The sequence below is a fragment of the Streptomyces sp. NPDC047049 genome (assembly GCF_040643995.1).
Classification (GTDB): domain Bacteria; phylum Actinomycetota; class Actinomycetes; order Streptomycetales; family Streptomycetaceae; genus Streptomyces; species Streptomyces mooreae.
In genome coordinates this window covers 59,462-79,455 of the sequence record NZ_JBEYVM010000012.1, presented here as the reverse complement: position 1 = coordinate 79,455, position 19,994 = coordinate 59,462, and the positions used below count along the sequence as shown (strand labels likewise).

Genomic DNA, 19,994 nt, shown 5'->3' with positions numbered 1-19,994 from the left:
CCCGGAAAAGAATGGCTTCTCGATTGTTCCTTTCCATTCCCGCGACACCGGGCAGCCGCCCGCTACGGGCAGGGCGCGGCCTTGCCGGAACCGGACACAAAGAAGCCCCTCACACACGGCGAGGGGCTTCCGGTTTATCCAAAAAATTCACTTGGCCTTTTGGTACGCCTCACGAATCTCAGCGGGCACCCGCCCGCGGTCGCTGACGTTGTAGCCGCTCGACTTGGCCCAGGCCCGGATCGCGGCAGTGTCCTCATTGCTGGCCGCCGCCTTACGCGGCTTACGACCCTTCCCGGTCTTGCGACCGGCCTTCAAGAACGGACCGACGGCTTCCAGCAGCTGGTCGTAGCTGTCCGGACTCAAATCGATCTCGTAAGTCACACCGTCAAGAGAAAGCGTGTGGGTGGCAGCCTCGGTGGACTCTTCGCCCGTGAGGTCGTCTGTGAAGATGGTGATTACTTTCTGTGCCATGCAGGCAGTGTAAACCCATGAAATAGACCCACCGGCACTTTCCCCCGCCTGCTGGTGCGACTAACGGGTTGACGGGAAAAAATCCTCGGGCCGGCGCATCCTCATCTCCAGGAGGTACCCCGCGGCTCCCCGTGCGTTGATGGTCCCGTCCGCCATGGTCACCTCCGGTGTTCGCCATGGTCACCTCCGGTGTTCGCCATGGTCACCTCCGGTGTCGGTGTCACGCGGTCTTGAGGCGCGCCACCTCCCGCGCCCGTTCGGAAAGCTCCCGTACGGCGGGAAGCCGGCGATAGGGGCGCAGGCCGTCCCGCAGGGCGGCGAAGTGCTCGTCACCGCGGGAGCTGGAGACCCCGGTGTAGTCGTCCAGGAACCGTCCCCACACCTCGCAGGACTCCTCCACATGACGCATGGCGAGGAGACGTCGGGCCAGAAGCCCATTGCCGTGCACACGCCCTTGGCGTTCCGTCGCCGGACGGCAACGGTTCGACCGGCGCAGCGCCTTGACCGATGCGGGCCGGTCGCCCAGTTCCCACAGCACATGAGCGACGTGAAATGCGTAGGCGGCGCCGTCATAGCCACCGATGTGATCGTTGCAGCCATCCGCCCGCGAGAGCGCCACTTCAGCCTCCCGCAGCCGGGAGAATGCCTGGCGGCGGTCCTTCACCATCGCGGCGCCGTGTGCTTGTTGGCCCCGAAGGAACGCTGTGAGGCGAGGGCCCGCCACAGGGGCGGTTTCGGCGGCGGCGTCGGCCAGTTCCAGGGCTTTCGCGCCGTGGCCGAGGTGCGAGGCCTGTAAGGCCATACCCCGCAGGGTGCGGCAGTAGGTGAGGTGGTCCTCGGCGGCGCCCGCGAGCTTGAGGGCCTTGACGTAATACTTCTGCCCGATGCGGTGTTCCCGCTCGAACATGGCCATCCAGCCGGTGAGGTAAACAAGGTCGGCGGCAGCCGAGCGCATCGCCTTCTGGGCTTCCTGCGTGCCACCGGCTTTGAGGTAGGGGCCGACGGTATTGACGAGGAATGCGGCTGCCATCGGCCGCGCGTGACCTCCGCCGAGATCATCGAGGATGTCGGCGACCTTCTCCGTCATTTTCCGGACGGTCTGAACCTCGCCCCTGCCGATTCGGACGGTGACCCCGGCGGACGTCGCTTCGGTTCGCCCGGCAACGGCAACGTCCTCGAAGCTCGGCACGACCAGCACTGCCGAGTACAGGCCGGCGCCGAGTACCGCGCGCCGCGAGGGGTCCATGTCGGCCCGGCCCAGGTCCATCACCCCGTCGACCACGCCCAGCGGTTCGCCCGGCCCGGTGCTGTCACCGAGACCGGCCTCGTCCCACGCCACGGGGCGCTTCAGGAGCCGGGAGAGCGCTTCGGCGACCGCGCCGCGCGCCTCCTTCTTCGGCACAGATCCCTTCAGCCAATGGGACACCGCCGTCTTGTCGTAGTGCAGCGTCACGCCCCTCTCCGCGGCAGCCCGGTTCACCGCCCGCGCCAGCTGCGCGTTTCCGATGCCCCCTTCCCGCATGAGGCCCGCGAGGGCGAGGTTCGGAGTCCTTGACCGTGACGCCATCTCGTTTACCTCCGAGCCTTCAACCGGTTCAACCGTCTCTCCACTCTGCTCCCTTACCCCTTGGGCCGTAGGGGAGTTGAGTGAATATCGGCCGTCCGGAGCATCGCGCTTCGGCTGATTGACGGCCCCCCCTCACGCCCGTCCCCGAAAAGGCGGAGGGGCTACCGCACTCTGATGAGGAGATACACCGTGATCTCACACGTCACCATCGATCAGCGCGATATCGCCTACGACCCCCGCGCCCAGCAGGCCGCTCTGTCGGTCACCGTCCACCACCGCGACGGCGAGACCGAGCCGTCCGTCCTCGTCATGAGCCCGGGGCAGGTGGAGCTGTATGCGATCCAACTGGAGCAGGCGAGGGAGAAGCGGAAAGCTGCGCAGGAAGCCGCCTCCTGGTGAAACCCCCTTCTTCCCGCCCGAGTTCCTGCGCCTCAAGGGCTCCCACGGCGACCGCCACTTCGCTTCGTTTTCACCACGCCCGAAAAGGCGGCCGTGCTGCGCAATGAACCTGGCCGGGAGCTGCGCTGAACGCATACGATCCGGCACTTGAATCGTGAACTATCTCCCCCAGATGGTGGATGTACCTCCGGCTGCCCGCCCCTACCTTGATGGCGCCACGGCGGCCCGGGAGCACGGGGTGAACCGGTGTCCGGCCAAGGCCTTCGGCTTCGGGCCGGAGGCCGTGCCGCGGGTACCGCTCGTGGTCGCCCGACCCGGCTCGGCGCCAGGTGGTCGCGGTGCCGGAACCACGAAGAAAAGAAGAAGGGGAAGTGGCTCATGCCCACTGAACAAGTCCCGCGAAATGTGACGCGAAGAATGTCTGCGTTTCTTGCGGTCGCGCTCACCGTGCCGCTGTCACTGCTGGCCACCACGCCGGCTCATGCAGAAGACCCCTCGTGTGACAAGAGTTCCAGCACCGGGTGCATGACCCTCACCCCCGTGCAGCACGAGGTCGGGGGTCTGGGGAAAGTCGCGAGCCCGAATGGCAGCGTTGATCTCCTGAACGACGGCTCGTCGGACAGCAATGACGTCGTCCTGCGGCCCACGGACAAGGGCACGGTGCCGAGCGATCAGTGGAGCTTCAAGCCCAACCCCAACAACGACGGCAGCTTCCAGATCGCCAACAACATTCCCGGCAAGAGCGGCTGCGTCGAAATCGACGACAACGGCTACCTCACCATGACCACCACCTGCGATGCCTCAGACCAGAAACAGCTGTTCTACGCCCAACCGGTCAGCAACACCCCGGCCCATACCTACCTGATCCGACGCGTCGACAACGACCAATGCATCACGTCGCATTGGGACCAGTACGCCGTCCCCTTCGCCGGCGGTGACGCCCTCCAGATGAATTCCGTTGGCTGCGCCGATGGAGTGGGCGCCGGCGGAGGAGCCACCAATGAGCAGTGGACCGCGACTGCGGCCCCCGGTGACGGTGCAAGCGGCCCGACCGTCGATGACCTGGCGACGCAGTACGCGCTGACCCAGCGCAACAAGGGATCCGGCGTCATCACGCAGAGTTCGTACACCATCACCGATGACTCCCAGCCCGCTCACCTCGGGGACTACCAACTCGTTTCCACATCGAGTGACCAGGGCGGCCCCTCCCCCGTCTGCAAGAACTCCAGCGGACCCAGCGGCGGCAATCTGAGCTGCGCCTTGAACTGGTCGCAGGCCACAGCGGACACCATCACCGACACGAACACCCTCGGCGTCAGCCTCACGCTCGGACCGGGCAAAACCGACAGTGGCGATCTGAGCCCACTGAAGTCCGACGTCCAGATTGGCTACCAGCACACCTGGACCAAGACTCAGACCAGCACTGAGACAACGGGCGCCAGCCAGACCATCGATGTTCCGCCCGGCCAGACAGCGTGGCTGGCGCGAGCCTTGGCGATCAAGACGACCACCGGCGACTGGACATTCTCCACCGACACCGGGGCGACGTGGACGCACCACATGACCGTCAATCTGCCGGTGGAGGGCATCGACGGTGTTTACAGCGTCTTCGCGAAATGCACCACGGACTCCACGGACGCCGGGTGCATAGCCTCCAAGCCCGGTGGGGTGTAGTCAGCCGGAGCACGCCGCCGGTGTCCTTGCGGGCTGACTGATCCCGGCTGCCTCGGAGGTCCGAGGCAGCCGGGACCGGTGTGTGCGCGCGGCTTCCCCAGGGTTCCGGCTCAGGCATCACGCCAGATGCAGCGCCGCGAGCAAGGCGTCCACCAGGGGACGGTCCCGTTCCTGGGTGAGGCGGAGGCGGGCGTCGGTGGGCGAGAGCCAGACCATGCGGTCGACCTCGCTGTTCGGGGTGAAGGCTCCGGCGACCGCTTCTGCCGCCCAGTAGCGGACCTGCTTGGGGCGGCCGTCCACGAGGTAGCAGGAGGTGGGCAGCGGGGCTCCGGGGCGGCACTCCATGCCGGTCTCCTCCGCCACCTCGCGCACCGCGCCGGCCAGCGGGTCCTCGCCGCGCTTCAGCTTGCCTTTGGGGTGGGACCAGTCGTCGTACTTGGGGCGGTGGACGAGCGCGATCTCCAGCCCGTCCTCGGAGGCCGCGCGGCGCCAGAGGACGCATCCCGCTGCTCGAATGGGCTTCTGAGGCACTGTCACATCATCGCTCCTCTTCCCCTGCCCGGCCGTCAGCCGGCCCGTGTCCTCGGCGCTTCCGTCCGTTCTCAGCTCGTCCGTTCCGGTGTCCTGGGCAGCCACACGCGGCCGAAGGCGAAGCGGGCCGCCTCCACTTCGTGCCGCTGGTCGGCGTGCAGCACTCCGAGGGCGTATGCCGTGGCCGGGGCGATCCGGGGGGTGCGGGCCGCGGCGGCGGCAGCGGCGGCGGCCTCCGCGGCGTCGCGGTGCCACTCCAGCGCCCGGCCGGCCTCCGCCAGCCGGAAGCCGTCGTACTCCGGCGCCAGCACCTCCCGGGCGTAGCGGCTCAGTCGCACCAGCAGCCGGACCTGGTGCCAGGGCGCGTCCTGGCGCTGGTCGGCGGCGAGCGCGGCGGCGTTGTACGGGTAGCCGGCGCGGGACAGCGGCAGTGCGGCGGCCGCCTCCGCGAGCCGGCGGTGGGCCTGCTCGGCGAGTGGCGGCAGCGCCTCGGCGGCGGGCAGCTCGCCGGTCGTACGGGCGAGCGGCGCCTCGGAGGCGAGTACCGCCACGGAGTCGGCGACGGCGTGGAAGCGGGAGGAGCCCAGGGCCTGCAGCGCGGCGGTGTGGGCGCGGGTGCGGGCGAGGGTGAGCTGGCGGTCCAGCAGGGCTCCGGCCCGCGCCGCACCCGCCGCCAGGGCGCCGTCGGGATCCGGATCGGTGGCGGAAGTCGCGGCGGAACCGGTGGCTGTAGCTGCGGTGGAAGCCGCGGACGACGCGGTGGGCAGGGCGCCGCGGCCGGTGGCGGGACCCGTGGCGGTGGCCCTGACCGGGCCCGTGGCGGCGCCCGTACCCGGGCCCGTGGTCGTGCGGTCTCCCCGTTTGCCGCGGTCCGGACGGCGCTGTCGGTCGCCCCGGTCATCCCGGTCGGCGCGGCCATTCCCGTCGCCCCTGTCGTTCCGGTCGGCACGGCCATTCCGGTCGCCCCGGTCGTTGCGTTCCGTGCGGCCGGTCAGGCGTTGCAGTGCGGTCATCAGCCGTTCGCGGCGTGCGGCGCAGGCCTGTTCGCGGGCCAGGGCGCCGGACAGCCAGCCCAGTTCGGCGGTGAGCTGGTCGGCCCAGACCTCCTCGGTCAGCGGGCGGAAGGTGTGCAGGGTGGCGCTGATCCGGCGGGCGGCTCGGCGCAGCTGACGGGCGGCCTCGCCGGCGCCCTCCGCGTCCGAACCGCTCTCCCGGTGCAGGCGCAGGCTGCGCAGGAATTCCGCCGACTGCTGGTGCAGATAGCCGGCGAGGACTTCCTCGGCCGTACGCCCGGCGAGGGCGGCGCCGATGTCGGCGAGGTCGTCCGTCATCAGCGGCCGGTACGCCGCGCCGTCCCGGCCGCGGCCGGGGTCATCATCCACCCGTGGTGTGCCGTCGGCTCCTGGGTACGAGCCGTCCGCTCCTGGGTACGGGCCGTCCACCACTGCCGCACGGGCTCCGGGCGCTGGGCCGGGCTCGTATCCGGTGCCGAGGAGACCCGCGGGCCCTCCGGTCGGCTGGTCATGTCGCTGGGCCACGCCGGCGCCTCCGGGCGTCGATGAGCATTTCCTGAATGTTGCGCAGCGGCGCGCCGTCGGCGTCCGCCGCATGCCGGGTCCAGTCGCCGTCCTGGTCGAGGTGCCAGGAGGACGTGGTGTCCGACATCCCCGTCTCCAGCATCCGGTTGAGGGAGGCGCGGTGCGCCGGGTCGGTCACCCGTACCAGCGCCTCGATCCGGCGGTCGAGATTGCGGTGCATCATGTCGGCGCTGCCCAGCCAGACTTCGGGTTCGCCGCCGTTGCCGAAGATGAACACCCGGGAGTGTTCCAGGAAGCGGCCGAGGACGCTGCGGACCCGGATGTTCTCGCTCAGGCCGGTGAGCCCCGGGCGCAGCGCGCAGATGCCGCGTACCCAGATGTCGACCGGGACGCCGGCCTGGGAGGCGCGGTAGAGCGCGTCGATGACGGCCTCGTCGACCATCGAGTTGACCTTGATGCGGACGTAGGCGGGACCGCCCGCCCGCTGGTGCGCGATCTCCTTGTTGATGCGCTGTATCAGGCCGTCCCGCAGGGACTTGGGGGCGACCAGGAGACGGCGGTAGGTCTCGCGGCGTGAGTAGCCGGAGAGCCGGTTGAAGAGGTCGGAGAGGTCGGCGCCGACCTGCGGGTCGGCGGTCAGCAGGCCCAGGTCCTCGTAGAGCCGGGCCGTCTTGGGGTGGTAGTTGCCGGTCCCCACATGGGAGTAGCGGCGCAGCATCTCGCCTTCCTGGCGGACGACGAGCGAGAGCTTGGAGTGCGTCTTGAGGCCGACCAGCCCGTAGACGACATGGCAGCCGGACTCCTCCAGCTTGCGCGCCCACTTGATGTTGGCCTGTTCGTCGAAGCGGGCCTTGATCTCGACGAGGACGAGCACCTGCTTGCCGGATTCCGCGGCGTCTATCAGGGCGTCCACGATCGGCGAGTCACCGGAGGTGCGGTAGAGCGTCTGCTTGATGGCGAGGACGTCCGGGTCGGCGGCGGCCTGCTCCAGGAACGCCTGCACGGAGGTGGAGAAGGAGTCGTAGGGGTGGTGGAGGAGGACGTCGCGGGCGCGCAGGGCGGCGAAGATGTCCGGCGCGGACGCCGACTCCACCTCGGCGAGGTCACGGTGGGTGCCGGCGACGAACTTGGGGTACTTGAGCTCGGGACGGTCCAGCGCGCCGATCCCGAAGAGGCCGGTCAGGTCCAGCGGGCCGGGCAGCGGATAGACCTCGGCGTCGGAGATCTTCAGCTCCTGGACGAGCAGGTCGAGCACGGCCGGGTCGATGGACTCCTCGACCTCCAGGCGGACCGGCGGCCCGAAGCGGCGCCGCATCAGCTCCTTCTCCAGGGCCTGCAGAAGGTTCTCCGCGTCGTCCTCCTCGACCTCCAGGTCTTCGTTGCGGGTCACCCGGAACATGTGGTGCGCCCGCACCTCCATCCCCGGGAACAGCTCCTCCAGGTGCGCGGCGATGACGTCCTCGATGGGGACGTAACGCTGCGGGGAGGCCTCCAGGAAGCGGGAGAGCAGCGGCGGCACCTTGACCCGGGCGAAGTGGTCGTGGCCGCTGACCGGGTTGCGTACGACGACAGCCAGGTTCAGCGAGAGGCCGGAGATGTACGGGAAGGGGTGCGCCGGGTCCACCGCCAGGGGCGTGAGCACCGGGAAGATCTGCTGGCGGAAGAGGGTGAACAGCCGGGCCTGTTCCTTCTCGGTCAGCTCCGGCCAGCGGATCAGATGAATGCCCTGGTCGGCGAGTTCGGGGGCGATGTCCTGCTGGAAGCAGGCGGCGTGCCGGGCCATGAGTTCGCGCGAGCGGGTCCAGATCAGGTCCAGCACCTCGCGGGGCTGGAGACCGGACGCGGAGCGGGTGGCGACGCCGGTGGCTATCCGCCGCTTGAGTCCGGCCACCCGGACCATGAAGAACTCGTCGAGGTTGCTGGCGAAAATCGCCAGGAAGTTAGCCCGTTCGAGGAGGGGGGTGGCCGGGTCCTCGGCCAGTTCGAGCACCCGCTCGTTGAAGGCCAGCCAGCTGCGCTCCCGGTCCAGGAAGCGGCCGCTGGGCAGCTCCTCACCGTCCGCGCCGACCACGCCCTCGTCCTCGTAGGCGTCGGGATCGGCGTCCAGGTCGGGCTCCAGGCCGGGCACCGTGCCCCGGACCGCCTGCGGGCGGTGCGCGGCGATGGAGCCCACGGACGGCTGGGCCGAGGGCGCCGCGGCCCGCGGAGGCTGCGGGGTGGGCACCTCGGGCTGGGCCTGGGCGCTGGGCTGCTGGTTCATGAACCTATTCTTCCGCGTCCGGGGGGTTCCAGGCGCGTCAGACGGAGGCGGCGGCGCGAGATGGAGCCTCGGGTGGGGGCCGGTCGGCACAGCGGGCTGCATTCACCGATGCTCGCAAGCGACGTTGAATCACCGGTAACGCGGATATGGCGGCCAGGCAAGCGGGGTGCTACTCCCCGGCGTTGGGCGTGGTGCGTCGTCGGGGGCGGGCGGGGGCCGTTGCCGGGCCGGGACCAGGAACCCCGGCCGGGCGGCTCCTGCGGCGGTGTGCCCCGGAAACCGGGCCCGGGGGCCGCCGCCGGGGCGCGTCCCCCTGTGCCTCCCCCGGGGCAGCCTTTGTCACACGCATGGTGCCGCCCGGGTTGCGGGCCGCGCGAAAGGCGCCCGTGTGCCGGTGGGCCCGTGCGCCCGGTTCAGCCGTGCCGGCGCCGCATCACCCGGAAGGCGATCACCGTCAGCACCGCCGCCACCGCCAGCACGACGCCGGCCTCGATCCACGCCAGCGGCCAGTGGTGCGACGCCGGGTGGTGGTCCATGTACTGGCCGGCCACGTCGTGCTGCCGCAGACAGGTCTGGTAGCTGGGGGCCGGCTCGCAGGGCACGTCGGGCAGCCGCTCGCCGGAGCGGGTGTAGTGGCCCTGGCCGACGAGCCAGGCGTCGTCCGGCAGCTGGGCCGGGCGGCCGCCGGGGAACTTGGCCGTCTCGACCGGCAGCAGGTAGGGCCTGAGCTGGGCCAGCACCACCTGCAGCGCCACCACGGCGCCGAGCGTGACGCCCATCGACAGCACCGTACGGCGCAGCAGCAGCCCGGCCAGTGCGCCGACCGCCAGGGCCAGCAGGGAGTAGGCGACCGGCACCGGGCCGAGCGCGTGGAAGCCGAGGGTCGAGTACCAGTAGAAGCCGGAGACCTCGTCGCCGGCGACCTGCCAGAGCCAGCTGTAGGCCAGCGAGAGCCCCGTGGCGGCGGTCAGGACGACCAGCGCGGGCAGGCCGGTCTTCGCCGCCAGCCAGCGCAGCGGGCCGACCGACTGGGTCAGGACGAGCTTGTGGGTACCGGCCTCCAGCTCGCGGGCGATCAGCGGGGCGCCGAGGAACAGCCCGACCAGGACGGGCAGCAGCACCAGGCCCATCTCGACGAGCCGCAGGGACGGCCCGTAGGTGTCGCGGAAGGTGGTGACCGCCTCCTGGGTGTGGGCGCAGCGCGGATCGAGGGAGATCTGCGAGCAGCCGGCGATGTGGTGGGCGTCGATGAATCCGGCCATCTGGCCGCGCAGCACCGCGCACCAGACCGCGCCGCCGGCCGCCGCGGCCAGCAGCACGCCGAACACCAGCCGGTGCTGGCGCCACACCAGCCAGGCGAGGCCGCCCAGCGGTGCCAGGCCCGCCTCCCGGGTCCCGCCCGGATCGCCCGCTGTGCCGCGCCCGTTCGTGCCGGGGTGTGCCGTGGTGGTCATGCTGCCGCTCCCTTGCCGCTGTGGTGGTCGTGCCGTGTGCCCGCCGCGCCGCCCGGCAGGTCGTGCCGTGTCCCGGCCGCGCCGCCCGCCGGGCTGTTCCATCCGCTCCATTCGCTCCGTCCGCCCGTACGGCCTGCCGGGCGGGGCGGTCCGTTGCGCGGCATCCCGGGGATGCCCGGATTGCTGCCGGGCCGGCGCCGCCGCCGCGCCGGGGCCGGCTCCGCGCCCGGCTCGATCAGCGCGGGCGCGGCGGGCGCGTCGGGCGCGCGCAAGTAGGCCAGCAGAAGTTCCTCCAGGGACGGTTCCGCGGTCTCCCAGGGCCCGGCGTCGACCGGGCCCTTCCGCCGTACGACGGTGGTGAAGTGACGCCCTGACGTCTGGGTCTCGACGACCGTGTGCGCGGCGATCGCGGGCGGCAGCGCGCCGGCCCGGTGCGCCCCCCTCAGGAGGGCGTGCGCCCCGATGACGTCATCGACCTCGCCCGCGAGCCGCACCCGGCCGCCGCCCAGGAGCAGCAGATAGTCGCAGACCCCGTCGAGCTCGGCGAGCAGGTCCGACGACAGCACGACGGTGGTGCCGTGCTCGGCGGCCTGGGCCAGCAGCAGTGCGGTGAACCGGTGCCGGGCGATCGGGTCGAGCCCGGCCAACGGCTCGTCGAGGAGGAGGAGTTCGGGGCTCCGGGCGAAGGCCAGGGCGAGCCCGAGGCGGGTGCGCTGCCCGCCGGAGAGGGTGCCGGCCCGGGCGTCGAGGGGCAGCCGGCCCTCCCGGACGATCCGTTCGGCGCACGCCCCGTTCCAGCGGCCGGGGTTGAGCGCGCGGCCCATCCGCAGCGTCTCGGCGACCGTCAGCCGCGGATAGAGCGGCTTGCCCTGGGTGACATGGGCGGTCCGGGCGCGGACCGCGGCGCCGGCCGGGTCCTCGCCACCGATCCGTACGGTCCCCTCGCTGGGGCGGGTCAGCCCGGAGACGAGCGCGAGCAGGGTGCTCTTTCCGGCGCCGCTGGGTCCGACCAGTGCGCAGATACGGCCGGCCGGCAGCCGGAAGGTGCCCTCGCGCAGGGCCCAGCGGCGGCGGTGGCGCCTGCCGAGGCCGATCGCCTCGACGGCGGTGCGCCCCGAGGCCCGGCCGGCCACCTCATCCGTACCCACTGGCCGCATCACTCGTCCCCCTGAGCCATTCCACTAATTAAGTAGTGAAAGGGTGGGGGAAATGGGCTGCGCCTGTCAACCTCCGCTGCCTACGCTGCCGGCGTGCCCCCGCTTCCCACGCCCGTGACGCCGCCGCTGCCGTACACCCCCGACTACCCGATACGCACCGAACGCCTGGATCTGCGCCCGGTCATCCACGACGATTTCGCCGCGATCCACGCCTACCAGCGCCGCCCCGAGGTCTGCCGCTACCTCTACTGGGGCCCCCTCGACGAGGCCGGGTCCCGGGCCTCCGTCACCGCCAAGACCACCCGCACCGCGCTGCGCGAGTCCGGCGACGTCCTCCAGCTCGCCGTCGTCGTCCGCGAGAGCGGCACCCTGGCCGGCGACGTCACCTTCGTCTGGAAGAGCCGCACCCACCGCCAGGGCGGCATCGGCTACGTCTTCCACCCGGACCACACCGGCCACGGCTACGCCACCGAGGCGAGCCGGGCGCTGCTGAAGCTGGGCTTCGAGGGACTGCACCTGCACCGCATCCAGGCCGAGTTGGACGGGCGCAACACCGCCTCGGCCCGGGTGCTGGAACGGCTGGGCATGCGCCGGGAAGGCCATCTGCGGGAGAACGAATTCCTCGACGGGGAATGGTCCGACGAGGTCGTCTACGCGATGCTGGCGCGCGAGTGGCGGGCGCAGCAGGAAGAGCGCGCGCAGCAGGAAGAGCGCGCGCGGCAGCAATGACACAGCCGGGCGGACCCCGGTGGGCCCGCCCCGCTGCAGGTTCGTGCGGGTGAGCGGCCGTACGCCGCGCGCGCGCGTACGCCACTCGCTCAGCCGCCGCCCGGTCTCACCTCTCCGCCCGGACTCACGTCTCCGGGCGGTCCCGCCTCTCCGGCCCGTCTCACGTCTCCGAGCGGTACATCAGGTCCGTCTCGTGCGTGGCGAACCCCATCCGCTCGTACACGCTCACCGCCGCCGCGTTGTCCGCGTCCACGTACAGCATCGCCGTCGGCAGGCCCTGGCCGGCCAGATGCCGCAGCCCCACGGAGGTCAGCGCCTTGCCCAGGCCGCCGCCCTGGGCGCCCGGCCGCACCCCGAGCACATAGACCTCACCCAGGCCCTCGTCGGCGTGCACCTTGGTCCAGTGGAAGCCGACCAGCCGGCCGTCCTTCTCCGCCAGGAAGAAGCCCTTGGGGTCGAACCACGCCTCGCCCTTGCGGTCGTCCAGATCGCGCTGGATCAGCGAGCCCTGCTCCGGGTGGTGCGCAAAGGCCTCCGCGTTCACCTCCAGCCAGGCCTCGTCATCGGTGCCCGGCTGGAAGGTCCGCAGGGACACCCCCTCGGGGAGCACCGGCTCCGGCAGCTCCAGGTCCGTCAGCGAGCGCCGCATCTGGCGCAGCTCCCGGAACATCGTCAGCCCCAGGGTCTGGGCGAGATGCCGGGCGGCCGGATGCCCGCCGTGGGCCCAGACCCGCAGCCGGCGCCCGGACTGCTCCAGCAGCTCGCTGCCGAGCGCCCGGCCGTGCCCGCGGCCGCGGTGGCCCGGGTGCACCACCAGCTCGGCGGCCGGTGCCTCCACCGGATCGGTGTCCTCCAGCTGCCCGTACGCGACCAGCTCCTCGGCCTCGTCGCCACGCAGGTACAGCAGCACATGGCGTACGCCGGGGCGCGCGCCCCCGCGCAGCTGCAGCCGCCCCTGCTCGGACACGGCGGGCTGCCCGTCCGTACGGGCCGCCCGCTCGATCAGCTCGGCGACGGCCGTGGCCTCTTCCGGCGCGAGCTCGTCGACCACCTGGATCCGGCGGCCGGCCCGGCCCATCTCCTGTGCAGCGTCAGTCATGTGTGAAGCGTACGACCCAGTCGGGTTCACGGAGGGGCACCACCCGCGTTCCCGGAGGGGTACCACCCCCCGGCCCCGTACGGGCACCACCTGGGTTCCCGGAGCAGCACCCCCCAACGTTCCCCCGCTTTCCCCCCGTCCTCCCCGGCACCGGCTCGTCACCCGCCCCGCAACCAGCTCGTCACCCGGCAACCCCTGTCGCACTACGCGCGTCGACAATAAGCTGCCGTCCGCTCAGGACCATCCAGGAGGGGAACACATGCCAGCGACACCGCAACGGGGCCGCGCCCTGCGAAGATTGACGATCGGCGCCGCCGTACTGGCCGCCGCCGGGCTCACCGCCACCGCCCTGCCGGCCGGGGCCGACACCGGACACGCCGGGCACGCCGCCCGCGCCGGCCGCACCGTCGATGTGCAGCTGCTCTCCTTCAACGATTTCCACGGCAATCTCGAACCGCCGCAGGGCTCCTCCGGCACGGTCGAGGAGGCCCAGCCGGACGGCACCAAGAAGAGCATCCCGGCGGGCGGCGCGGAGTACCTGGCGCAGTCCCTGCGGACGGCCCGTAAGGGCCACCCCTACTCGGTCACCGCCGCGGCCGGCGACCTGGTCGGGGCCAGCCCGCTGCTGTCCGGGCTGTTCCACGACGAGCCGACCATCGAGGCGATGAACGGGCTGGGCCTCGACGTCACCTCGGTCGGCAACCACGAATTCGACGAGGGCCGGGCCGAGTTGACCCGCCTCCAGAAGGGCGGCTGCCACCCCAAGGACGGCTGCTACGAGAAGGGCAAGACGTTCCGGGGCGCGGACTTCCCGTACCTCGCCGCCAATGTCACGGACGAGAAGACCGGCACACCACTGCTGAAGCCGTACACCGTCTGGAAGCACAAGGGCGTCAGGATCGGCTTCATCGGGGTGACGCTGGAGGGCACCCCCAACATCGTCAGCGCCAACGGCGTCAAGGGCCTGAAGTTCCACGACGAGGTCGAGACGATCAACAAGTACGCCAAGGTGCTGAACAAGCAGGGCGTGAAGTCGATCGTCGCCCTCATCCACGAGGGCGGCCTGCCCGTCTCCACCTCGTACAACTACCACTGCGACAGCCCGGGTCCCGGCGACGGCATCTCCGGTCCGATCACCGACATCGCCAAGCACGTCACCCCGGCCGTCGACGCGCTGGTCACCGGCCACACCCACCAGGCCTACGCCTGCACCATCCCGGACCCGTCCGGCCGGCCGCGCACCGTCACCTCCGCCGCGTCCTACGGCAAGCTCTACACCGACACCACGCTGACTTACGACCGCCGCACCCGTGACATCGTGCGGACCAGCGTCAAGGCGCCCGGCGCGGTCAACCACGTCGTCGACCGCACCCAGCCCAAGGCCGCGGACATGACGTCGCTGATCACCCGCTGGAACAAGCTGGCCGCACCGGTCGCGGCCCGCCCCGTCGGCCACATCTCCGCCGATATCGCGGGCCGCGGCGCCGCCGCCCCCGAGTCACCGCTCGGCGATGTCATCGCCGACGCCCAGCTGGAGGCCACCAAGGCGGGCGACAAGGGCGGCGCCCAGCTCGCCCTGATGAACCCCGGCGGGGTGCGCTCCGACCTCGCCTTCAAGGCGTCCGGCGCGGAGGGCGACGGGGTGGTCACCTACGGGGAGGCGTTCACCGTCCAGCCCTTCACCAACATGATGAACGTCGTCGACCTCACCGGCGCCCAGCTCCTCACCGCACTCCAGCAGCAGGTCAGCGGCCCCAACGAGGCCTCCCCGAAGATCCTCCAGATCTCCAGGGGCCTCACCTACACCCTCGACATGACCAAGTCGGGCGCCGCCCGCATCGTCAAGGACTCGGTGAAGCTCGACGGCACCGCCCTCGACCCCGCCAAGACCTACCGCGTCGCGATGAACGAATTCCTGGCCGGCGGCGGTGACGGCTTCGCCGCCTTCAAGGACGGCAAGAACAAGTACGTCGGCCCCTCCGACCTGGACGCCTTCACCGGCTACCTGACCGCCCACTCCTCGGCCGACAGCCCCCTCACCCCGCCGAAGGCGGACCGGATCACGGTCGTGAAGTAGACCGCGGCAGCCGGCCGGCGCACCTCGCAGGGCCGCCGCCACAGGGCCGCCGCCACCGGCCGTTCCCGTGGCGGCGGCCCGGTTTTCTCAGCTCAGCCGGGTCGTGGCGTACGCCAGGATGGCGTCCCGCTGGTAGGCGGCCAGGCCCGGCGCGATCGACTCGTAGGCCGCGCGCCACGGCTCGTTCTCCACGCAGGCACGCCCGAGCGCGCGGTACTCCTCGGCGGATACGGCGAGGAGCTCGGAGAGCGCCCGGTACTGGGCGTCGATCTCGGCCTGCACGGATTCGGCGTCCGCCGGGGTGCCCGCGGCCATCAGCTCGGCCAGCCGGATCATCTGGGCCGTGCGCTCACGGCGTCCGGCCTCGACCTGGGCCTCGCTCATCGTCGCGGTGTGCCGGTCGATCGCCTCGGCCAGCTCCGGGAAGCCGTGCAGGGTCGCCTGGTACTGGGCGGGCTGGATCCCCTCGAAGAGGTTCTCCGGTCGGTTGATGGTCATGGGTTTGCCGTCCCTCCTGGAATGCTCCAGTTCGGTGATCGTGCGGGCGACGGTGCCGGCCAGGGCGTCGAGCCGGTCGCGCTCGGCGAGCAGGCGACGGTGGTGGCCCCGCAGCGCCTCCACCTCGTCGACCTGCGAGGACAGAACCTCGCCGATCGCGGGCAGCCCCAGTCCCAGCGCCCGCAGGACGAGGATCTGCTGCAATCGCAGCAACTCGCCTTCCTCGTAGTAGCGGTGGCCGTTGGTACCGATCCAGGCGGGCGGCAGCAGACCGATCTCGTCGTAGTGCCGCAGCGTCCGGGCCGTCACGCCCGACATCCGGGCGACCTCCGCAGTCGGCCAGGCCATCGCCGCCTCCCCTCACGAGTGCTTCACCGGGCCGGTGTTTCCGGCCCTGGTCAGGACGGTAGGAGCTGCCGCTGCGTCAGCTTCAAGTCCCCGCAGCCGGAATCCCGGCGCATCGCCGTCGCGGCCCCTCTTGCCGGTTGCCCGATTAATGACGATCATGGAACGGTCTTCCCGCGACGTCATGGGATGACTGCGCTCTTCGGTTCGTGGGGCCGAATGGACCGGACGGATCCCGGCAAGACGCACGCTGTCGGCTTGGCCACCAAGAGGCGTGACGGTCATTCAGGTCACCCCACAAGCGCGGCAAATTTTTATCAAGACCGGCGGGACAAACCTCGCGTATCCGACTTACTGCCGGTACAACTTGCATCCAAGGGTCCCGCCCGTGGTCAGATGTACGAATGCGATCCCCCACACGCATATCTTCACCTTCGCCCACGCCCGTCAGCAGGCCGCAGTCCGACACCGCCACGACGGGCGACCCGGACGGCCCCACGGGCGACACCAGAAAGCTCGACATGGTCAACCCGTACGCGGATCTGGCGGCCCTCGCCGACCCAGAGCCGGAGCCTGAACCGGAGTGGGGATCCGGCTCGTTGGACGCCGCCGACGCTCCCCACCGCCGCACGTACCTCAACGAACGCGACGACAGTGACGACCCGCTGGGCCTCGGCCTGCGCTCGGACGACGAGACGGACGGCGAGGCCTGGAAGCCGCCGAACCACCGCCGCAAGAAGCGCGGCCTCAGCCGGTTCGCCGCCATTCCATTCGCCCTGAAGCTGCTGGTCACCGCACTCGTCGGCGTCTCCTTCCTCGGACTCTTCGACCGGTTCGCGGTGCTGTACGCACAGAATGCCGCCGCAAAAAAGGTGAAGGATGCCCTGCATCTGAACGCCACTCCCGAGGTCGATATCGAGGGATTCCCGTTCCTCACCCAGGTCTTGGGCAAGCACGTCGACCAGGTGAAGGTCACCATTCCCGACCTGGCCGCCGACCGGGTTTCGCTGGCGAAATTCGAGGCCACCGCCAACGACGTACGTCTCGACGGTGATCTGCCCAGCTCCATCAAGGGCGCCACGATCGGGAAAATGCACGGCAGCGTGCTGCTGGCCTTCGACGACATGAACCGCGAACTGGGCGCCTCGCAGGTGAAATTCAGCGAAATGGGCCCGAATTCCGTGCGCGCGGTCGGTCAACTGCCGATCGCCGGCCATGATTTGCGGGTACGGGCCGAGGCGCGCATTCAGCGGGCCGGCGACCGCGGCATCTCCACCGACATCAGCCGGATGCGCCTGGACATCGGTGACATCGCCGTCTACCGCCCCGGCACCGGCAAGGAAGAGGGCCTGCGGCTGACCCGCAAGACCGCCGCCGAGCTCAGCCGGCAGGCCGCCAAGGTCAAGGCGATGCTGAGCATCCCGGCGATCGTCGACCGGATCGGCATTCCCAAGCCCTACATCCAGGAAGCGCTGCAGAACGAGGAGAAGCTGCACGAGCTGACCGGGTCGCCGCGCTTCGTCCAGAACCTGATGAAGGTCAACCTCGTCGATGTGGTCGCGGACCACCCCTGGCTGCTGCAGAAGGTGGGCATCGACCCGAAGATCCTCGGCACGCTGACCGGGCTCACCAAGCCGCAGCTCGCGGACCGGCTGTCGCTGTCCTTCCAGCTCCCCAAGACGCCCGGGAACGTCCGGCTGCGGCATATCTCCGTGGAACGGGACGGCATCCGCGCCGACCTTTCGGGGTCGAACCTGCCGTTCGGGGACGCGGCGAAGAAGCCGGCGGAGAAGAAGTAGACAAGACGGGAAGTAAGGGCTCGTCGCCCCGACAGGGGCGGGAGGCAGGGGCGGCGTCTTGGGGGACGCCGCCCCTGCGGCGTTCCGTTCCCGGGGCGCCGCCCTCGCTCCGATCCGTTCCCGGGACTCGGCCCCTACTGCGCCTCCGGCGGCGGACCCTGGGGCCTCGGCGGCTCCGGCATCCCCGGCTCCGGTATCCCCGGCGGCGGCGTCGCGGCGCCCGGCAGCGTCAGTACCGCCTCCGTGCCGCCGAGGTCCGCTGACCGCAGCCGTACGGCGCCGCCCGCCTGTTCCGCCGTACGCGCCACGATCGACAGCCCCAGGCCGCTGCCCGGCAGGCTGCGGGCGGACGGCGAGCGCCAGAACCGCTCGAAGACATGGGGCAGTTCGTCCTGCGGAATGCCCGGCCCGTGATCGCGCACGGTCAGCTCGCCACCCGCCAGCCGGACCTCGACGGTGCCGCCGGGCGGGCTGAACTTCACCGCGTTGTCCAGCAGGTTCACCACCGCCCGCTCCAGCGCGGCCGGCTCGGCCCGTACGTACCAGGGGGCGAGGTCCGCCGCGATGGTCAGGGACGGGCCGCGCAGCCGGGCCCGCTGCAGACCGGAGCCGACGATCTCGTGCAGCGCCACGACCTCGATGGCGCTCTGCCCCGGCGCCGGGGGCCGCGACAGCTCCTGCAGATCGCCGATCAGCGCCGCCAACTCCCCCATCTGCGCCTTCACCGAGGCCAGCAGCGCCGCCTTGTCGGCCGCCGGGATCGGCCGGCCGGCCTGCTCGCTGCGCACCAGCAGGTCGATATTGGTACGCAGCGAGGTCAGCGGCGTACGCAGCTCATGGCCCGCGTCCGCGATCAGCTGCTGCTGGAGATCGCGGGAGGCGGCCAGCGCGGCGGTCATGGCGTTGAAGGAGCGGGAGAGCCGGGCGATCTCGTCCTCGCCGTCGACCGGGATGCGGATGGTCAGGTCCTGGGTGCGGGCGACATGTTCGACGGCGCCGGTCAGCCGGTCCACCGGTTTGAGGCCGGAGCGCGCGATGACCAGTCCGGCCGTGCCCGCGCCGATCACGCCCAGCCCCGCGACGGCCGTCAGCAGCAGCGCCAGGCGGTTCAGCGCGCCGTCGACCTCGGTCAGCGGACGGGAGATGGACACCGCGAACTGCACCCCCTGGACGCCGATGTGCTTGGTCAGCACCCGGACGTCCGTGCCGTCGGGGGTGACCGCGTCGTGCAGGGTGTCGCGCTGCACGCCCTGCGCCACGGCGACGTCCGAGCGCTGCACCTGCACGGGCTGGGAGTTGGGTCCGATGCAGCGTGAGCCGTCGACCTGGACGATCTGGACGTTGAAGTACGAGGGCGGAGCGTTCTTGCTCTCGGTCGGGTCGGTGGGCCGGCACTCGGTGTAGGTCTCCTGCAGATATCCCGCGGCGATGCCGACGTTCTGCAGCGAGTTGTCCACCTCGTCGCGCAGCTGGGCCCGGGTGAGCAGCCAGCAGGCCAGGGCGGAGACCGCCACCGCCACCGCCACCGCCACCGCGGTGAGCAGGGTCAGCCGCGAGCGCAGCGGCAGCCGCGCGATCCGGGCGCCGAGCCGGCTGTGCGCAAAGCCCGTGCCGGGTGCGCCGTGCGCGGGGGCCGGTCCGGTCATTCCGCGCCGCCGTCCGCCCGCAGGACGTAGCCGACCCCCCGCACGGTGTGCACCAGCCGCGGCTCGCCGCCCGCTTCCGTCTTGCGGCGCAGATACATCACGTACACATCGAGGGAGTTGGAGGTGGGCTCGAAGTCGAAGCCCCATACGGCCTTCAGGATCTGCTCACGGGTGAGGACCTGCCGTGGATGCGCGAGGAACATCTCCAGCAGGGTGAATTCGGTACGGGTCAGCTCGACCTGCCGGCTGCCCCGGGTCACCTCGCGGGTCGCCAGGTCCATCCGCAGATCGCCCAGGCTCAGCGTCTCGCCCTCCTCGGGCGGAGCACCGGCCTGTGCCGCGTACGAGATGCGGCGCAGCAGCGCGCGGATCCGGGCCAGCAGCTCGTCCAGCTCGAAGGGCTTGACGAGGTAGTCGTCGGCGCCGGCGTCCAGCCCCGTGACCCGGTCGCCGACGGTGTCACGGGCGGTCAGCATCAGGATCGGCACCCGCACCCCGTTCGCCCGCAGCCTGCGGGCGGCGGTCAGCCCGTCCATCCGGGGCATCAGGACGTCCAGCACGATCAGCTCGGGGTCAAACGCCGCGACCTTCTCGACCGCGTCCAGGCCGTCCACGGCCTGCTCGGTGACGTACCCCTCGAAGACCAGTGAGCGCTGCAGGGCCTCCCTGACCGCGGGCTCGTCGTCGACGATCAGGATGCGGGCGGGATGATCACCGTGCTCGGCGGGGCTCATGCGTGACTACCTCGGG

17 protein-coding genes are annotated in these 19,994 nt (G+C 71.0%); 5 read left to right on the top strand and 12 right to left on the bottom strand.

What is annotated here, in order from left to right; translation table 11 throughout:
• Positions 1–147: 147 nt before the first annotated feature.
• Positions 148–471: an Lsr2 family protein gene (locus tag ABZ851_RS24675; protein ID WP_129294814.1), complete on the bottom strand. Its 324-nt coding sequence runs from the start codon at positions 469–471 to the stop codon at positions 148–150.
• A 220-nt stretch (positions 472–691) separates the two neighbouring features.
• Positions 692–1,993 carry a hypothetical protein gene (locus tag ABZ851_RS24670; protein ID WP_361131616.1) on the bottom strand — a complete coding sequence of 434 codons (1,302 nt, stop codon included), beginning with the start codon at positions 1,991–1,993 and terminating at the stop codon, positions 692–694.
• Positions 1,994–2,227: 234 nt separating this feature from the next.
• Here ABZ851_RS24670 and ABZ851_RS24665 point away from each other — a divergent pair, with 234 nt between their 5' ends.
• Both ABZ851_RS24665 and ABZ851_RS24660 read left to right on the top strand, forming a co-directional pair.
• A complete protein-coding gene (locus tag ABZ851_RS24665; protein WP_336050465.1) occupies positions 2,228–2,437 on the top strand; it encodes a hypothetical protein in 210 nt (69 codons plus the stop codon).
• A 417-nt stretch (positions 2,438–2,854) separates the two neighbouring features.
• Entirely contained in the window at positions 2,855–4,111 is a 1,257-nt protein-coding gene (locus ABZ851_RS24660) for a hypothetical protein (RefSeq protein ID WP_361131331.1), read from the top strand.
• 117 nt (positions 4,112–4,228) lie between these two features.
• On the opposite strand, the gene ABZ851_RS24655 is transcribed toward ABZ851_RS24660, so the two are convergent.
• The 6 genes from ABZ851_RS24655 to ABZ851_RS24630 all read right to left on the bottom strand — a co-directional run bounded on the left by ABZ851_RS24655 (position 4,229) and on the right by ABZ851_RS24630 (position 11,051).
• Positions 4,229–4,648, bottom strand: a complete 420-nt coding sequence (locus tag ABZ851_RS24655; protein ID WP_361131328.1) for an NUDIX hydrolase — start codon at positions 4,646–4,648, stop codon at positions 4,229–4,231.
• 65 nt (positions 4,649–4,713) lie between these two features.
• On the bottom strand, positions 4,714–5,973 hold the full coding sequence (locus ABZ851_RS24650; RefSeq protein WP_361131325.1) for a CHAD domain-containing protein: 1,260 nt from the start codon (positions 5,971–5,973) through the stop codon (positions 4,714–4,716).
• Positions 5,973–6,167, bottom strand: a complete 195-nt coding sequence (locus ABZ851_RS24645) for a hypothetical protein (protein WP_361131322.1) — start codon at positions 6,165–6,167, stop codon at positions 5,973–5,975. The genes ABZ851_RS24650 and ABZ851_RS24645 overlap by 1 nt, the downstream gene beginning before the upstream one ends.
• Positions 6,164–8,440 carry an RNA degradosome polyphosphate kinase gene (locus tag ABZ851_RS24640; RefSeq protein WP_361131319.1) on the bottom strand — a complete coding sequence of 759 codons (2,277 nt, stop codon included), beginning with the start codon at positions 8,438–8,440 and terminating at the stop codon, positions 6,164–6,166. The genes ABZ851_RS24645 and ABZ851_RS24640 overlap by 4 nt, the downstream gene beginning before the upstream one ends.
• Before the next feature lie 413 nt (positions 8,441–8,853).
• Complete coding sequence (locus ABZ851_RS24635; protein ID WP_361131316.1) at positions 8,854–9,894, bottom strand: ABC transporter permease; 1,041 nt, start codon at positions 9,892–9,894, stop codon at positions 8,854–8,856.
• Positions 9,891–11,051, bottom strand: coding sequence for an ABC transporter ATP-binding protein (locus ABZ851_RS24630; protein ID WP_361131613.1), 1,161 nt, complete (start codon positions 11,049–11,051; stop codon positions 9,891–9,893). Before ABZ851_RS24630 ends, ABZ851_RS24635 begins: the two co-directional genes overlap by 4 nt.
• 93 nt (positions 11,052–11,144) lie before the next feature.
• Between ABZ851_RS24630 and ABZ851_RS24625 the strand changes: the two genes are divergently transcribed.
• The gene (locus ABZ851_RS24625; RefSeq protein WP_361131313.1) at positions 11,145–11,780 is read left to right on the top strand and encodes a GNAT family protein; all 636 of its coding nucleotides are present in this window, start codon (positions 11,145–11,147) and stop codon (positions 11,778–11,780) included.
• A gap of 160 nt (positions 11,781–11,940) precedes the next feature.
• Here ABZ851_RS24625 and mshD read toward each other — a convergent pair whose 3' ends face one another.
• The gene (gene mshD, locus ABZ851_RS24620) at positions 11,941–12,879 is read right to left on the bottom strand and encodes a mycothiol synthase (protein WP_361131310.1); all 939 of its coding nucleotides are present in this window, start codon (positions 12,877–12,879) and stop codon (positions 11,941–11,943) included.
• 259 nt (positions 12,880–13,138) lie between these two features.
• Here mshD and ABZ851_RS24615 point away from each other — a divergent pair, with 259 nt between their 5' ends.
• Positions 13,139–14,956, top strand: a complete 1,818-nt coding sequence (locus ABZ851_RS24615) for a bifunctional metallophosphatase/5'-nucleotidase (RefSeq protein WP_361131307.1) — start codon at positions 13,139–13,141, stop codon at positions 14,954–14,956.
• An 87-nt stretch (positions 14,957–15,043) separates the two neighbouring features.
• Here ABZ851_RS24615 and ABZ851_RS24610 read toward each other — a convergent pair whose 3' ends face one another.
• A complete protein-coding gene (locus tag ABZ851_RS24610) occupies positions 15,044–15,802 on the bottom strand; it encodes a MerR family transcriptional regulator (RefSeq protein WP_361131304.1) in 759 nt (252 codons plus the stop codon).
• A gap of 401 nt (positions 15,803–16,203) precedes the next feature.
• Between ABZ851_RS24610 and ABZ851_RS24605 the strand changes: the two genes are divergently transcribed.
• A complete protein-coding gene (locus ABZ851_RS24605) occupies positions 16,204–17,598 on the top strand; it encodes a DUF2993 domain-containing protein (RefSeq protein WP_361131301.1) in 1,395 nt (464 codons plus the stop codon).
• Positions 17,599–17,732: 134 nt separating this feature from the next.
• Here ABZ851_RS24605 and ABZ851_RS24600 read toward each other — a convergent pair whose 3' ends face one another.
• Both ABZ851_RS24600 and ABZ851_RS24595 read right to left on the bottom strand, forming a co-directional pair.
• Positions 17,733–19,244 (bottom strand): HAMP domain-containing sensor histidine kinase, encoded by a 1,512-nt coding sequence (locus ABZ851_RS24600; RefSeq protein ID WP_361131298.1) that lies wholly within the window; start codon positions 19,242–19,244, stop codon positions 17,733–17,735.
• Positions 19,241–19,978 carry a response regulator transcription factor gene (locus tag ABZ851_RS24595; RefSeq protein WP_361131295.1) on the bottom strand — a complete coding sequence of 246 codons (738 nt, stop codon included), beginning with the start codon at positions 19,976–19,978 and terminating at the stop codon, positions 19,241–19,243. Before ABZ851_RS24595 ends, ABZ851_RS24600 begins: the two co-directional genes overlap by 4 nt.
• Positions 19,979–19,994 lie beyond the last annotated feature (16 nt).

What these genes read in the sequence shown, in the direction of transcription:
- ABZ851_RS24675 (WP_129294814.1), bottom strand. Translation starts at nt 471, where the DNA reads ATGGCACAGAAAGTAATCACCATCTTCACAGACGACCTCACGGGCGAA.
- ABZ851_RS24670 (WP_361131616.1), bottom strand. Translation starts at nt 1,993, where the DNA reads ATGCGGGAAGGGGGCATCGGAAACGCGCAGCTGGCGCGGGCGGTGAAC.
- ABZ851_RS24660 (WP_361131331.1), top strand. Translation starts at nt 2,855, where the DNA reads ATGTCTGCGTTTCTTGCGGTCGCGCTCACCGTGCCGCTGTCACTGCTG.
- ABZ851_RS24650 (WP_361131325.1), bottom strand. Translation starts at nt 5,973, where the DNA reads ATGACGGACGACCTCGCCGACATCGGCGCCGCCCTCGCCGGGCGTACG.
- ABZ851_RS24645 (WP_361131322.1), bottom strand. Translation starts at nt 6,167, where the DNA reads ATGACCAGCCGACCGGAGGGCCCGCGGGTCTCCTCGGCACCGGATACG.
- ABZ851_RS24640 (WP_361131319.1), bottom strand. Translation starts at nt 8,440, where the DNA reads ATGAACCAGCAGCCCAGCGCCCAGGCCCAGCCCGAGGTGCCCACCCCG.
- ABZ851_RS24635 (WP_361131316.1), bottom strand. Translation starts at nt 9,894, where the DNA reads ATGACCACCACGGCACACCCCGGCACGAACGGGCGCGGCACAGCGGGC.
- ABZ851_RS24630 (WP_361131613.1), bottom strand. Translation starts at nt 11,051, where the DNA reads ATGCGGCCAGTGGGTACGGATGAGGTGGCCGGCCGGGCCTCGGGGCGC.
- mshD (WP_361131310.1), bottom strand. Translation starts at nt 12,879, where the DNA reads ATGACTGACGCTGCACAGGAGATGGGCCGGGCCGGCCGCCGGATCCAG.
- ABZ851_RS24615 (WP_361131307.1), top strand. Translation starts at nt 13,139, where the DNA reads ATGCCAGCGACACCGCAACGGGGCCGCGCCCTGCGAAGATTGACGATC.
- ABZ851_RS24610 (WP_361131304.1), bottom strand. Translation starts at nt 15,802, where the DNA reads ATGGCCTGGCCGACTGCGGAGGTCGCCCGGATGTCGGGCGTGACGGCC.
- ABZ851_RS24605 (WP_361131301.1), top strand. Translation starts at nt 16,204, where the DNA reads ATGCGATCCCCCACACGCATATCTTCACCTTCGCCCACGCCCGTCAGC.
- ABZ851_RS24600 (WP_361131298.1), bottom strand. Translation starts at nt 19,244, where the DNA reads ATGACCGGACCGGCCCCCGCGCACGGCGCACCCGGCACGGGCTTTGCG.
- ABZ851_RS24595 (WP_361131295.1), bottom strand. Translation starts at nt 19,978, where the DNA reads ATGAGCCCCGCCGAGCACGGTGATCATCCCGCCCGCATCCTGATCGTC.